This window comes from Paenibacillus sp. CR_12, from assembly GCF_041953985.1.
In the GTDB taxonomy this organism is placed as follows: Bacteria; Bacillota; Bacilli; order Paenibacillales; family Paenibacillaceae; genus Paenibacillus_AQ; species Paenibacillus_AQ lautus_A.
This window is the reverse complement of sequence record NZ_JAVFHO010000002.1, coordinates 1,302,392-1,317,065: the sequence shown is the minus strand read 5'-3', so window position 1 is coordinate 1,317,065 and position 14,674 is coordinate 1,302,392. Positions and strand designations below refer to the sequence as shown.

14 protein-coding genes are annotated in these 14,674 nt (G+C 52.7%); 9 read left to right on the top strand and 5 right to left on the bottom strand.

Annotated features, from left to right (window positions below):
- The first annotated feature begins 100 nt into the window (after window positions 1–100).
- The 5 genes from acpP (at window position 101) to ftsY (ending at window position 7,433) form a co-directional block, all read left to right on the top strand.
- Window positions 101–334 carry an acyl carrier protein gene (gene acpP, locus RB297_RS09720; RefSeq protein WP_006211375.1) on the top strand — a complete coding sequence of 78 codons (234 nt, stop codon included), beginning with the start codon at window positions 101–103 and terminating at the stop codon, window positions 332–334.
- A gap of 158 nt (window positions 335–492) precedes the next feature.
- Complete coding sequence (gene fabF / locus RB297_RS09715; protein ID WP_015736369.1) at window positions 493–1,731, top strand: beta-ketoacyl-ACP synthase II; 1,239 nt, start codon at window positions 493–495, stop codon at window positions 1,729–1,731.
- A 12-nt stretch (window positions 1,732–1,743) separates the two neighbouring features.
- On the top strand, window positions 1,744–2,442 hold the full coding sequence (rnc, locus tag RB297_RS09710) for a ribonuclease III (protein WP_036663972.1): 699 nt from the start codon (window positions 1,744–1,746) through the stop codon (window positions 2,440–2,442).
- A 207-nt stretch (window positions 2,443–2,649) separates the two neighbouring features.
- A complete protein-coding gene (smc, locus tag RB297_RS09705) occupies window positions 2,650–6,219 on the top strand; it encodes a chromosome segregation protein SMC (RefSeq protein ID WP_375120323.1) in 3,570 nt (1,189 codons plus the stop codon).
- 212 nt (window positions 6,220–6,431) lie between these two features.
- Window positions 6,432–7,433 (top strand): signal recognition particle-docking protein FtsY, encoded by a 1,002-nt coding sequence (gene ftsY, locus RB297_RS09700; protein ID WP_213579211.1) that lies wholly within the window; start codon window positions 6,432–6,434, stop codon window positions 7,431–7,433.
- A gap of 103 nt (window positions 7,434–7,536) precedes the next feature.
- Here ftsY and RB297_RS09695 read toward each other — a convergent pair whose 3' ends face one another.
- From RB297_RS09695 to RB297_RS09675, 5 genes are all read right to left on the bottom strand, one after another.
- On the bottom strand, window positions 7,537–7,740 hold the full coding sequence (locus RB297_RS09695; RefSeq protein WP_015736366.1) for a hypothetical protein: 204 nt from the start codon (window positions 7,738–7,740) through the stop codon (window positions 7,537–7,539).
- 63 nt (window positions 7,741–7,803) lie between these two features.
- Window positions 7,804–8,130 carry a hypothetical protein gene (locus RB297_RS09690; RefSeq protein ID WP_249732758.1) on the bottom strand — a complete coding sequence of 109 codons (327 nt, stop codon included), beginning with the start codon at window positions 8,128–8,130 and terminating at the stop codon, window positions 7,804–7,806.
- A gap of 13 nt (window positions 8,131–8,143) precedes the next feature.
- Window positions 8,144–9,154 (bottom strand): polysaccharide pyruvyl transferase family protein, encoded by a 1,011-nt coding sequence (locus RB297_RS09685; RefSeq protein ID WP_375120322.1) that lies wholly within the window; start codon window positions 9,152–9,154, stop codon window positions 8,144–8,146.
- A gap of 24 nt (window positions 9,155–9,178) precedes the next feature.
- Window positions 9,179–10,351: a glycosyltransferase family 2 protein gene (locus RB297_RS09680; RefSeq protein WP_375120321.1), complete on the bottom strand. Its 1,173-nt coding sequence runs from the start codon at window positions 10,349–10,351 to the stop codon at window positions 9,179–9,181.
- On the bottom strand, window positions 10,348–11,376 hold the full coding sequence (locus RB297_RS09675; protein ID WP_096776718.1) for a glycosyltransferase: 1,029 nt from the start codon (window positions 11,374–11,376) through the stop codon (window positions 10,348–10,350). Before RB297_RS09675 ends, RB297_RS09680 begins: the two co-directional genes overlap by 4 nt.
- A gap of 411 nt (window positions 11,377–11,787) precedes the next feature.
- Between RB297_RS09675 and trhA the strand changes: the two genes are divergently transcribed.
- The 4 genes from trhA (at window position 11,788) to rpsP (ending at window position 14,655) form a co-directional block, all read left to right on the top strand.
- Entirely contained in the window at window positions 11,788–12,435 is a 648-nt protein-coding gene (gene trhA / locus RB297_RS09670; RefSeq protein WP_015736361.1) for a PAQR family membrane homeostasis protein TrhA, read from the top strand.
- Window positions 12,436–12,573: 138 nt separating this feature from the next.
- Window positions 12,574–12,930 carry a putative DNA-binding protein gene (locus tag RB297_RS09665; RefSeq protein WP_096776717.1) on the top strand — a complete coding sequence of 119 codons (357 nt, stop codon included), beginning with the start codon at window positions 12,574–12,576 and terminating at the stop codon, window positions 12,928–12,930.
- A 21-nt stretch (window positions 12,931–12,951) separates the two neighbouring features.
- Entirely contained in the window at window positions 12,952–14,334 is a 1,383-nt protein-coding gene (gene ffh / locus RB297_RS09660; RefSeq protein WP_009594989.1) for a signal recognition particle protein, read from the top strand.
- A 48-nt stretch (window positions 14,335–14,382) separates the two neighbouring features.
- Entirely contained in the window at window positions 14,383–14,655 is a 273-nt protein-coding gene (gene rpsP, locus RB297_RS09655; protein ID WP_006211361.1) for a 30S ribosomal protein S16, read from the top strand.
- Window positions 14,656–14,674: the final 19 nt, after the last annotated feature.

The following is a 14,674-nucleotide window of genomic DNA, read 5'->3' as shown; positions in this document are numbered from 1 at the left end:
GTTCCGGCGCTTGACGCGCCGGGCGCTAAATCGTTTTCAAATGCCTTCTATGGCAATTTGAAGTCATATCTCGTATAATGACCAAGAGGAGGTGAGCCGGATGTCCGATGTATTGGAACGCGTAAAACGCATCGTTATCGACCGCCTGGGTGTTGACGAAGCCGACGTAACATTAGAAGCATCTTTCAAAGACGACCTTGGAGCTGATTCTCTCGATGTAGTTGAATTGGTGATGGAGTTGGAAGATGAGTTTGATATGGAGATCTCTGATGAAGATGCGGAGAAAATTACGACCGTAGGTGAAGTTGTAAACTACATACAATCTCATACCTAAGTCATTACAGTTAAGTCCCGTTCTTTAGCAAGGCGGGACTTCTCCACATTCAATCAAAGCTTTAGTTCTAACAAGTGATAGATTATTACTGCCTTGGTTCATCTTGAGTCCTTGCGGTTTCATAGATGGACGGGCAGTCCACATAGAGGTGAGTCTGTTTGAAACAAAGAGTCGTTGTAACAGGAATGGGAGTCATGACCTCGCTTGGTCAAGATCTTGATACATTCTGGAACAGTTTGATGGAAGGCAAGTCCGGCGTATCCCGAATCGAAGCGTTTGACGTGAGTGATTACACCACGCAGATCGCTGCGTCCATGAAGGATTTCAACCCGGAGGATTACATGGACCGCAAGGAAGCCCGCAAGATGGACCGATTTGTGCAGCTAGCTGTGGCGGCTGGTTCGAAGGCGCTGGAGGATAGCGGTCTTGATATCGGCGTGAATGCCGATGCAGAGCGGGTCGGCGTTTCCATCGGATCGGGTATCGGCGGTTTGGGAACCTGGGAGGATCAGCATAACATCCTGCTGGAAAAAGGCCCGAAACGTGTAAGCCCCTTCTTTATTCCGATGATGATCGCCAACATGGCCTCAGGCCAAATGTCCATCAATCTGGGAGCCAAAGGGCCGAACACCACCCAAGTGACGGCTTGTGCTACCGGAACGCATTCGATCGGCGATTCCTATCGCCTGATTCAGCGCGGCGATGCCGACGTCATGATCTGCGGCGGGGCGGAGGCGACCATTCGTCCGACGGGGATGGCTGGTTTCTGCGCTATGCGCGCAATGTCGACCCGCAATGACGAGCCGGAGAAGGCCAGCCGGCCATTCGATACCGGCCGCGACGGTTTTGTCATGGGTGAAGGTGCCGGCGTGCTCGTCATCGAATCCCTTGAGCACGCGTTGAAACGCGGAGCCAAGATCTACGCCGAGGTGGTTGGTTACGGCCTTAGCGCCGATGCCCATCACATTACCGAGCCGGATCCGGACGGGGCAGCCCGCTGCATGAAGATGGCGATCCGCGACGCAGGCATTGCGCCGGAAGACGTGGATTACATTAATGCTCACGGGACTTCTACGCCGGTGGGTGACCGCTCGGAAACGAAGGCCGTCAAGATGGCTCTTGGCGACCATGCATACAAAGTGGCCGTGAGCTCGACCAAGTCGATGACAGGTCATTTGCTTGGGGCCGCCGGCGGTGTCGAGGCGGTTATCTGCGGATTGAGCTTGAAGAACCAGACCATTGCACCGACGATTAACCTGGAGGATCAGGATCCGGAGTGCGATCTGGATTACGTGCCGAATCACCCGCGTAAAGCCGATTTGGATGTCGTGATGTCCAATTCGTTCGGGTTTGGCGGGCATAATGCCACGATTATCCTGAAAAAATACGCCGAGTAAGGGGACAGTGTGTTGAGTGGAGATCTGAAGCAGTTACAGCATAAACTTCAAATCCAGTTTCGCAATGCAATGCTGCTGAAGCAGGCCTTTACCCACGCATCTTATGTAAACGAGCATCGCTTCAGTCAGAGCCAGGACAACGAGCGACTTGAATTTCTCGGAGACGCCGTTCTGGAACTGACGGTCAGCGAATTCTTGTACAACCTTTTTCCGGACCGTCCGGAAGGCGAATTAACCAAGCTGCGGGCCGCTATCGTATGCGAGCCCTCCCTGGTGCAATTTGCTGTAAGTCTGGACTTTGGACGATACGTTCTGCTAGGCAAAGGAGAGGAAATGACGGGCGGTCGAACCCGCCCGGCACTTCTTGCGGACGTATTCGAATCATTTGTGGGGGCGCTTTATTTGGATCAGGGATTGGAAGCGGTTCGCCGGTTTTTGAGCGACCACGTCTTCCCTACGGTGACCGTCAACGGTCGACCGCAGATGAGCGATTATAAGACCGAGCTTCAGGAACTGACCCAGCATCACGGCATGGGCGCACTGGAATATCGTATCGTAGAAGAGCGAGGACCGGCGCATGAGCGGGAGTTTGTCTCGGAGGTATACATGGGAAGCGAATGTCTTGGACGCGGAAGCGGCAGATCCAAGAAAGAAGCCGAGCAGCAGGCAGCGGCGGTAGCCTTAAAGCAGCTGAAACGTGCGGATGCCTAAAGCTTCGCTGATGTGATGACAAACAAAGAGCAAAGAGCAGTCAAGCGGATAACCGGACCCGGATAGGATGACTGTTTTTTGCTCTTTTCGTTGTCTGTCTTTTGTTAAAGGGGACAGCTGCTTATAACGTTGATGGGCCTCGTCCAAAGACGGCGGTGAAGCCGATTCTACTTGTGGTACAATAGCAGGAGAGGTGATAGTTCGAATATGTTTTTGAAACGGATCGAGTTAGCAGGATTTAAATCGTTTGCCGACAAGACGGAGATGGAGTTTGTCCGGGGAATCACGGCCGTTGTAGGTCCGAATGGCAGCGGCAAGAGCAATATTTCCGACGGGATCCGCTGGGTGCTTGGCGAGCAAAGCGCTAAATCCCTCCGCGGAGGCAAGATGGAGGACATTATCTTTGCCGGAAGCGATGCGCGTAAAGCGGTCAACTATGGGGAGGTTTCCCTTACGCTGGACAATGAGGACCATGTGCTGCCGCTGGATTTTAACGAGGTGACCGTAACCAGACGGGTGCACCGCAGCGGGGACAGCGAGTATTTCATTAACAGGCAGTCCTGCCGGTTGAAGGATATTACGGAGCTGTTCATGGACACCGGGATCGGCAAAGAAGCCTATTCCATCATTGGACAAGGCCGCATTGAGGAAATTCTGAGTACACGATCAGAAGATCGCCGGGGGATTTTTGAGGAAGCTTCCGGGATCGTTAAATATAAGTCTCGTAAAAAAGAGTCTGTGCGCAAGCTGGATGAAACGGAGCAAAATCTGCTTCGCATCCATGATTTGGTCACCGAGCTGGAGGATCAGATCGGACCGCTCAAAGAGCAGTCCGAGAAGGCGATTCGCTACAAGGAGCTCCGGGAGGAGCTGAAGCACAAGGAAATTTCGCTGTATGTGTATCAGATCGAACAGATACATACCTCATGGAGCGAGGCTAATGCCAAGCTTGAACAGCTGAAGGAAGAGCAGCTTGCCTTATCCACCGTAGTATCCGCGCATGATGCCAAGCTGGAGAGTGACCGATCGGCCCTTCGCCAGCTGGAGCAGGAAGTTGAGGATCTGCAAAGTCAGCTGCTTCAATTCAGTGAGCTGTTCGAGAAGAGCGAGGGTTATGGCGAGGTGCTCAAGGAACGCCGCCGCAACCTGGAACGTACGCGCGAGCAGCTGGAAGAAAGCTTGCACTCGGGCGAACATCGTCTGGAAGAGCGTGTAGGCGAGCTCGCGAGAATGAAGAGCAAGCTGCAGGATCTGCAGCAGGAGCTTACCCTGGTTCGGGATCAGCTGTCGGCAGAAGAAGCGAAGCTGGTTGGCGTAACCGGCGGTATTAGCCAGCAGCAGGAAGAGAGCTTGAAGGGGAATTTGCTGGAGCTTATGAACCAAATGGCGCAGGCGCGGAATGAAATCCGGTATGCGGACCAGCAGCAGGAAGCGCTCGACCGGCGGATGAACCGGGCGCAGGAGGAATCCGGCAAATGGGAAGCCCTGAAAGAAGATCTGCTTCGTCGCAAAGATAGCATCGATCGAAGCATTGAACGTTTCGGCAAAGAAATTGCGGCCCTTCGCAGCGGTTACATCAGCGAAAGCGAGCGGTATCAGTCCCTGCAGAAACTGCAGGAGGAGACGCAGGGAGCCCTTCGGAAATGGGAGCAGAAGCGGGAAGCGCAAATATCACGGCGCGATACCATGAAAGAGCTTCAGGACGATTTTGACGGATTTATGCTGGGCGTTAAGGAAGTGCTGAAGGCTTCGCGCAAATCCGTGCTCCATGGCGTCCATGGTGCGGTGGCCGAGCTTATTCGCGTGCCGGAAAAGCTAGAGCTTGCGATGGAGACCGCCCTTGGCGCGTCGGTTCAGCATATCGTCATGGAGAACGAATCCGTGTCGAGGCAGGCGATTTCCTTCCTGAAACAGCGCCAGTTAGGCCGTGCGACATTTCTGCCTTTGGACGTTATTCGTCCAAGGAACGTATCGGCATCCGACCGGCACTTGGCGGAAGGGGAGGCCGGGTTCGTAGGGTTTGGCTCCGAGCTGGTGAAGTATGATTCCAGATACAGCAACATCGTCGGCAGTCTGCTTGGCAATGTCGTTATCGCCGAGACCCTGGAGCAAGCGAATAAAATCGCGGCGCGATTCTCCTATCGATTCCGCGTTGTCACCCTAGAGGGGGACGTCGTCAATGCAGGCGGCTCCATGACAGGCGGCAGTCAGCATAAAAAGACAAGCAGCCTGCTGGGACGCAAACGGCAGCTGGAGCAGCTCGATCAGGAAATTTCGGAAACCGAGAAGCAGCTGGAGAAGCTCCAGCAGGGCATTGAAGGCGTTCGGAATCAAATGGTTGAATCTCAAGATAAGCTGGACGAGCTTCGCAAAGCCGGAGACGACAAACGGATCGAGGAACAGCAGGCTGCGGGCGACCGCAAGCAGCTTGAACATGAGCTGCGGCACGTCCTCGAGCAAGCCGAGCTGGCAGGCGAAGAGAAGAGCAGTCAAGAGAAGGAAGCCAAGGAAATTCAGCAAAGCCGTGAACGCGCGCAGAAGCTGCTGTCTGAGCTGGAGGAAGAAGAGAAGTCCACCCATCTGGCCATCCAAGCGGCAGAGTTTGCCCGAAAAGCAAATGAATCGGCCAAGGAAGAGCTTCAGAGCCAGCTGACAACCCTCAAGGTTCGCGAAGGAAAGCTGGATCAGGAAACCTTCTCGCTTGAGGAGCAGCTGAAACGCCTGCAATCGGATGTTGACAATCATGAGAAGGAACAGAAGCAGAACCGCACAATGCTGGCCTCCGTTCAAGCGGACCTAAGTCAGAACGAAAGCGAGAGCGTCAAGCAGATCGAGGATCTGAACCAGTACAAGCTGAAGAAGGAAGAAGCCACGCAGCAGCTCGAATTCAAAAGGGCGGCACGCAGCGCGCTAAGCCGGAAGCTGGAGCTGGAAGAGAGCGAAACCAAGGAACAGCGCACCCAGCTGCGGTCCGTGGATGATCAGCTGCGCCAGACCGAGATTGGGGTAAACCGGCTCGATGTCGAGCTTGAAAATATATTAAAGAAGTTAAGCGAGGACTATGAGCTGAGCTACGAGCTTGCCAAGCAGCGGTATCCGATTCCGGAAGACATCACGGCCGCTCAGAACGAAGTTCGTGATTTGAAACGGTCCATCACTTCCCTGGGGGACGTCAACCTCGGGGCCATTGAAGAATACCAGCGCGTCAATGAGAGATACCTCTTCCTGAGCGAGCAGAAGGCGGATCTGGTAGAAGCGAAAACGACGCTCTACCAAGTCATTAAGGAAATGGACGATGAAATGTCCAAGCGCTTCAAGCAGACCTTCGATGCCATCCGGCGCGAGTTCGGCACGGTGTTTACGAAGCTGTTCGGAGGAGGACGAGCCGACCTGATCCTGATCGATCCGGAACGATTGCTTGAGACGGGGATCGATATCGTCGCCCAGCCTCCAGGCAAGAAGCTGCAGAATCTGCAGCTGCTCTCCGGCGGAGAACGTGCATTAACGGCTATGGCGCTGTTGTTTGCCATTTTGCAGGTGAAGCCGGTTCCGTTCTGCGTGCTTGATGAAGTCGAAGCGGCGCTAGATGAAGCGAACGTGGTACGATTTGCCCAGTATCTGCGCGAATTCTCTGAACAAACGCAGTTTATTGTGGTCACCCACCGCAAAGGAACGATGGAAGAGGCGGACGTGCTGTACGGCGTCACGATGGAGGAAGGCGGCGTGTCGAAGCTGGTATCGGTCAAGCTTGAGAATGAGGAAGCGGAGATTGCCTAATTTAAGAGGTTGTTCAAAAAGCCCGTTTTTGATCACGAAGTGAATCAGGAAGGCACTCGGCATCGAATCTTGAATTCAGCCGGGCCTTCCGGTGCTCACGTACCAAAAACGTACGCTCCACTCCTCAGTCCCTAGCTTCATCCAACCTTCTTGGTGCTGAAAACCGACCTTTTTGAACACGTACTTTAACATAAACGACATGGAGGGAACGTATGAGCTTTTTTAAGAGGTTAAAAGAGAGCATTTCCAGCAAAACGGAAAACGTAACAAAACAGTTCCGCGACGGATTGGAGAAAACCCGGAAGGGGTTTATCGAGAAAGTATCGGACCTGGTGATTCGCCGGAAAAAGATCGATGAGGAGTTCTACGAGGAATTGGAAGAGATTCTGATTGGCGCTGACGTCGGCGTCAATACGGTGATGGATCTGATGGACGATCTTCGTGCCGAGGTGAAAAAACGGCGGATCGAGGACGCTGCCGATTTGCAGCCGGTATTGTCCGAGAAGCTGATGGGACTTCTCCGGGATGACAGCAGCAACGAGCTGCGGGAGAATCCGGACGGGATTACGGTCATCTTGTTCGTGGGCGTTAACGGAGTCGGCAAAACAACAACGATTGGCAAGCTGGCGCATCGTTACAAGCAGGAGGGCAAGAAGGTTTTGCTCGCAGCGGGAGACACCTTCCGGGCCGGTGCGATCGAGCAGCTGGAGGTATGGGGGGAGCGGGTTGGCGTTGAAGTCATTAAACAGCAGCCCGGCTCAGACCCGGCGGCCGTCATGTTTGATGCGGTTCAAGCCGCCAAGCAGCGGCAGGCGGATGTCCTGCTCTGCGATACGGCGGGACGCCTTCAGAACAAAACGAATCTGATGGAAGAGCTGAACAAAATCTTCCGCGTCATTCAACGCGAAATTCCAAGTGCCCCGCACGAGGTGCTGATGGTCCTTGACGCGACGACGGGACAGAATGCGCTGAGCCAGGCGAAGCTGTTCGGCGAGAAGAGCGGCGTGACCGGCCTCGTGTTAACCAAGCTCGATGGTACGGCTAAGGGCGGAATCGTCATCGCGATCCGTCAAGAGCTGAATTTGCCGGTGAAGCTGGTGGGCTTGGGGGAGAAGATGGGTGATCTGCAGACCTTCGATTCGGAGCAGTTTGTGCATGCTCTCTTTGCGGGTTTGATTAAAGAAGAAGAGAATGCTGAAGAACAACAAGACTAGACCCTTGTCTAGCGAAAACGAGCAGGTATACAAAAGGACCGAAAGATATACTTTCGGTCCTTTTTCATGTTCTGTTCGGTCCAAGAGCCATGCATACATATTCTTATGAAGAGACGATTCGAACGAATTCAATCGAGCGAAGCGGGATGATGGCGGTATCGGTTGGCGGGCCATAGATGATCGGCGGTACTTTTAAGGTGATGGTTCCCTCGCCCACTTTGTTCAGCGTGCCGATGATGACATCTCCCGACACGGTTACTTCGGTTTCCGAGCCGATAAATCCTTGAAGCCAATCCACGTAGCGCATATCGGTTAACCTCCTTGCCGTAAATGAAAGTTTGGAGCTGATCTTCAGCATCCCTAAGCGGGATTACTGAACGGAAGTAATATTGGCGAATGGAATCAGCACAAGGTCACCGGATGCTTCACGAAGCTGAACGCCGTCTTCGGCGGTGGCCAATACGATCCCCTCCAAGGTGACAAACGTTGTGCTTACTCTAACCTGTTGACCGGTGCGGACTTCGAAATACTGAGTCAGTTCCGGATTAATGGTTAGCCCCGTGAGCACCTGGCTCTCCAGCGATTCCACCCTAACGGTTAATTGACTGGTTTCCTGGCTTAGAAGCTCGACCTGCCGCGTTAGTTTTTTTACTCGTCCGGCAAGCTTTCTGCAGAACAGGAAGCAACACATACTCATTCTCCTTTCTGTATTACCAACGGTTGTGCTCTTCGATGTGATTCTTTAAATCGAGGAGCGAGGCTGTGCTTTTTTTCTCGGCTGCCCGGATCAGCGGCATCATCTGCTGCACGTGACCAGGGCCGTATTTAAGGAAGCTCTCGGTTCTATCCACCAGCGCATCAAGCGGCTGACGGTAATCCGTAAAGTATTGCCCGAGATGAAAAGAGCTCAGCAGGCTGTGCACTTTGCCCATGGTGCTGAGCGCCAGTACGGGTTTGCCTCCGCGTAAAGCGGCCAGCGAAGGATGAAGCTTGAACGAGATCAGATAGTCCACGGATTGTATGAAACTGTAGGTGAGCTCAATATCCATGAGAAAAGGCAGCGTTTCAATGGAAGCGCCGGGCGTTAGCTCCCTTACCTTCTGCTGTAACTGCAGGCATGTGTTGTAATCGGAATACGCGTTCCCCGGATGATGAATGACCGGAATAAGGACGGTATGATAGCCTGCTGCGACAAGATGACCCAGCAATTTGGTCATATTATCCATTGGGAACGATTCATAGGAAAACACAACAACGCCAATCGTTGGACGCTTCGAGAATCGTTTTACCGGGATGTCGGGCTGACGGTAGCCGAATACCATATCTGGGGCCGTTTCGACGTTTCGGTGAAAGCCAGCCCGCTTGGCGATGGCCGACGATCGTTCATCCCGGAACACCGCGCGTTTTGCCTGGGAGATCATCTCCCGGTAGGCGGATACCTGCTCTTCAGGCCAGGTGTGTTCCGGGTAGGCATCGACGATGCCGACGCCGTAAACCCAGGTAGGCTGTCCTTTGAGCTGCGGAGGGAAGTAATACGAATTGAACGAGTAAGGGGTAATCAAATCGCCACCGCCGATGATAAAGGCATCCGTCTGACGGGGATCCAGTCGGGAATTCCAAGGATAGACGTGGTGTTCGTGGAATACTTGTCGAAGGGTGTGAAGAAACAAATCATCGCCGAAGTTTCCCATTCCATAGTAGCCGGAAGCGGCAATATGCATGACGTATCACCTCCTTTTCAATCGCTAACCCTGCATGGTTTGCTGATACCAGGCTTCGTAGAGGCTGCGGCTTCGTTGGCTGGTGCTGCCGCCATAAACGACGCGATGATACAACAGCGCATCCACGCAGATCGGCGAACTTTGTTTAAGAACGCGTGCGGTCACATCGATATCTTCGAAGATGCGTCCGAAACGATCCTCGCGATTCCACCAGCCGTCAACGGCGACCAGGGAAGATTTGCGGTACATTCGGGGAACGAGCGGGTGGTCGTGTTCATGCGATCGATCGAAGGACGGAGAGTATATCGAATATAGCTTGCCGGAGTCAACATTCCTTCTCCATAACGGACCGAGCTGCCGGGTTCGTTCCCAGCATCCGTATCTGCCCGTGGCGATCAGCCCGTCCGGATTTTTGTCAAGCGCCTCGGATAGGAGAGCAACCGTTTCGGGTGCCAGCCAATCATCCCCATCCAATTCCAGAATATAGTGACCTTTTGCTTCCGTAAGCAGGCGATTCATCATGATCGCCTTTCCTCGGTTACGCGATTGTGTTATCACCCGTATTCGACCGTCATGAAAAGCGCAGGCTTCCTTCAGACTTTCGTCCTCCGAGCCGTCATCGCCGATTAAGAGCTCCCAGTTTTCGTTCGTTTGCGCCAATACGGAACGAATGCTCCAGCCTAAAGTGTCCTTCATGTTATAAATGCTCATGAGAATGGAGACTTCTGGCTGCTGAGGCGGTTTGGAAGATAAAGCCCCTTCGGGGCCAGCGGCGCTATCTTGCCTCCGTGTTGCAGACAGTACGGGGAGAATATACTCCAGCTCCTTCTGATACGGTGGGTAATGCGCAGCTTTCAGATGTAACGTTAGGCTGGAATCGACTGGCAGGAGATCATAAGGCAGAAATCTGGCAGCGGGAAGCTTGTCATTCCAGCGGGCGAGGGCAGCAAGCAGCCAGGCTCTTCTCCAATAGATCGGGGCACCGCTCATACATATACAGACGACATGGGCCGGTATATGAAGCGGCATTGGGACCAGAGCCGACGATCCTCGATGGGTAAACGACAAGCTGCAGCTCCATAAAATCCACTCGCGGTCTGTCCCTGATACTTCCTGAATGACCCGCTCACGATAAGATGCGGCATCGGTGGACCTATAGCCGAACGGCTGCGTACGGATCGTGGCGTAAGGGATCACTGGGCATTCATGCTTTTGTCCATGATGGCTTGCCGGATGACTTGATCGGCTTTCAATCCGCGTTCAACCCAGCGGTTCTCTCTGGCGTAGGCTATGCGGGCGAGCTTGTGCTCTGCTGAATCGGGGAGATCCAGCATGGCTTCCAGCTTGCCCAAGAAATCATCATGGGTCGTCGCTGTGGTGACGTGCGGCTCCATGGCAATGCATTCCGGCAGCGCCGTCGACAGCACCCGGACGCCGGAAGCCATATACTCGTATGCTTTGACCGGATTGGTAGCGAGCGTAATCGGATGGTATTGGAAGGGAATCAACGCAACGTCGATATGAGTAAGGTAACGCTTCAGCTCCTGGTGCGGCTTTTCCCCGAGAATATGCACGTTCGGTAGCTTCGAATAATCGCCGGAGCTGCCGTAAGGAGCACCAATGGAAACGAATTGGACGTTCGGAAACCGAAGGGCGGCCTTAGCGAACAGCTCATGATCCACCCAATATGCCCAGGCTCCGATATAAGCAACAACAGGACCCGGAGGGAGATCGGCGGGTCTTTCGCTGAATGGAATATGAAAAAATGAAGAGTCAGCTCCATTCGGGATCAGGGTGAGCGGTTTATCCGGATAAGCCAAGGACAACCGGGTGTGGATCACCTCTGCGGTACACACGACATGGTCCGCCTCATCAATCATTTTCGGTTCATATTTAGCCCAATGCGGAAATTCGTCACAGCAGTCGTAGATCGTAATATCGGGCTTGAAAAGCGTGGAAATGCGCGTCCGGAGCTTAGACCAGGTGGTCCAGACGACAATGGGATGTTCTTTGCGGAGGGCAGGCAGCTTTTTGTGCAGAAACGTTTTGGTATCGGTGAACAGATACACATTCGGTTCAATTTCTTTGAACTCCTTATCGAGCGGGGCCAGGTTTTCGAAGAAAACCTGATGACCAAGCGAGCCCAATTGCGCCATAAGCTGCTGCGGTCTCTGTTTCATGTACGACCAGTTCATCGTTCTCGGATAAATGATGACAGCCAAGAGGTTTCCTCCTTTCTTTGTACTCCGGATAATATATGCAATGCTAGCTTCATAGAATTGGACGAATGCGCCGAATCGCTGAAAAATGGTTGATTTCTACAGGCTTTCCCCTGGCCGGAACGAATCTATTAAATTCCATATATTGCCTTCAATATGACGTTTCGGTCCTGTCTTTTCATATAAAACGAGGGAGAGTGAAGGTTCGCGAATTCCAAGAAGGTACTTGTTGCGTTCGGAGCTCGTTCCTACCGCAAAGAAGCTGATATGGGCGTCCGCTGGATTTTGCATGCAGGCAGAGCTTATAATGAAGTATAAGTTGGGTTCAAAAAGTCGCTTCATGTGCTGCTTCGTGATCAAAAGATGACTTTTTGAACAACCTCTATAAGATTTCAGAGCGAAAGGATACCTGTTATGGCCAATACTTACACTTATCCGCGCAGAGAAGAGATAGCGAACGCAATAACGCATGGCATAGGAGCCGCGCTAAGCGTTGCCGCGCTGGTGCTCCTGATCGTTTTTTCAAGCTTGAAGGGCACAGCCTGGCATGTTGTGAGCTTTACGATCTACGGATCCACGATGCTTCTTCTATACTTGAGCTCAACGCTCGTTCACGGCTTGAGGGACGGGAAAGCCAAGGATTTCTTTGAGTTTATGGACCACTCTTCCATTTATTTGTTTATCGCGGGGACCTATACGCCGTTCCTGTTGGTCGCCATCCGGGGGCCGCTGGGCTGGAGTCTCTTCGGAATCGTATGGGGCATTGCGCTGTTCGGCGTCGTATTTAAAGCGTTTTTTGTCAAAAAGTTTCTGTTCCTCTCCACGATTTTCTACATTGCGATGGGCTGGCTGATCGTCATTGCCTGGAATCCGTTAACGGCGGTAGTCGCGCCTCAAGGCATGAATTTGCTAGTTCTTGGCGGCGTGCTGTACACGCTGGGTACCATTTTCTATGTATGGAGAGGCTTCCCGTACCATCATGCCATCTGGCATTTGTTTGTGCTGGCGGGCTCGATTCTCCACTTTTTTGCGATACTGATATACCTTCTGCCTATCGGCTGAACCGCTGGGAAGACGGCTATCTGCGCATGATGAAGGATGACAAGGGAAATGGCTTGACATCCTTCTTCGTTTTTTGTATGATAAGGTTCGTTAAGCGAACTGTAAAGTGTTTTTCCTTGACGAGGGGGGTGCCCTTAAATGAGTCAGGAGAATCGGCTCGAGAAGACGAACCGGATCAATTTGCTGTTCGATTTCTATGAGCAGCTGCTGACAGAGAAACAGCAGACCTTTTTGAAATATTATTTCCATGACGATTTTTCCCTAGGTGAAATCGCCGGCGAATTTGAGATTAGTCGTCAGGCCGTCTATGAGCATATTAAGCGCGCAGAGCAGGTGCTCGAGTCTTATGAAGAGAAGCTGGGACTCCTGAGCAAGCATGAGGCGCGTGTCCGAGAGTTGGATAAGTTCCGGGAAATGGTGGAGACTAGCGACCTGGACGAACAAGATAAGCATGTAATGACCGATATGGTCGAACGATTGAAAGTATGGGATTAAGTATGAACGGAGGTGGCGGATATGGCGTTTGAAGGATTGACCAGCAGACTACAGAATGTGTTCAGCAAGCTTCGTGGTAAAGGCAAGGTGTCCGAAGAAGATGTAACAGCCGCCATGCGTGAAGTTAGACTCGCGCTTCTGGAAGCCGACGTTAACTTCAAAGTGGTTAAGGATTTCGTATCCAAAGTAAAAGAGAAGGCCATCGGCAAGGAAGTGATGGACAGCTTTACGCCCGGCATGGTGATCATCGACATCGTTAACAAAGAGCTGACGGAGTTGATGGGGGGAAGCCAAGCCAAGCTGGCGAAGAGCAATAAGCCGCCGACGGTCATTATGATGGCCGGTTTGCAAGGTGCCGGTAAGACAACGACCTCGGGCAAGCTGGCTAAGCTGCTTCAGAAGCAGAACAGCCGACCGCTGCTCGTGGCAGGCGACATCTATCGCCCCGCTGCGATCAAGCAGCTCGAAGTGCTCGGCAATCAGATCAATGTGCCGGTATTCTCCTTAGGAGACAAGACAAGCCCGGTTGAAATCGCGAAGCAGGGCCTGCAGCATGCCAAAGATAACGGCCACGATTATGTCATTATCGATACCGCCGGCCGGCTGCATGTCGATGAAGAGCTGATGGAAGAATTGAAGCAGATCCACAGCGTGGTGAATCCTGATGAAGTCCTGCTTGTCGTTGATGCGATGACGGGTCAGGATGCGGTGAATGTCGCGGAAAGCTTCAACCAGCAGCTGACGCTCACGGGCGTCGTGCTGACAAAGCTGGACGGTGACACCCGAGGCGGTGCTGCCCTCTCGGTTAAGGCCGTTACCGGATGTCCGATTAAATTTGCGGCGCTCGGGGAGAAGATTGATGCGCTCGAGCCGTTCCATCCGGAACGGATGGCATCGCGGATCCTCGGCATGGGCGATATGCTGTCTCTTATCGAGAAAGCACAATCGAACATTGATGCGGACAAGGCCAAGGAAATGGAACGTAAAATGCGCAATGCCGAATTTACGTTTGAGGATTTCCTGGAGCAGATGGATCAGGTGAAGAAGCTCGGTCCTCTGGATCAGCTGATGGATATGATTCCAGGCATGGGCAAGATGAAGCAAGCCAAGGATCTCAAGGTTGACGAGAAGCAGATGGGACGCATTGAGGCTATCGTCCACTCCATGACAACGGCGGAGAAGCAGCAGCCTGACATTATCAATCACAACCGTCGTAAACGGATTGCGGCCGGCAGCGGAACCTCGCTGGCTGAAGTGAACCGGCTCATCAAGCAGTTTGACGAAATGCGCCGCGTGATGAAACAGTTCTCGGATATGATGGGTCCTAAAGGCGGCAAGAACAAGGCCTTGAAGCAGCTGAAGGGCCTGACCGGCGGAAAAGGCATGAAGTTTCCGTTCCGTTAAGCCCCGGTTATATCGAATGGACATTTTTTGAAGGAGGTGAATTTTCAAATGGCAGTACGTATTCGTCTGAAACGCATGGGTGCTCACAAGGCTCCTTTCTACCGCGTGGTGGTTTCTGATTCCCGTTCCCCACGTGACGGCCGTTTTATCGAGGAAATCGGTTATTACAATCCGGTTGCTCAACCGGCTGAAGTTAAGATCGATGAAGAGAAAGCACTGAACTGGCTTCAAAATGGTGCGCAAGCATCTGACACGGTTCGCAACTTGCTTAGCAAAGCGGGCGTAATGAAGAAGTTTCATGAGCTGAAGCATCAGAAATAAGACTGATCGCGAGGGTTAT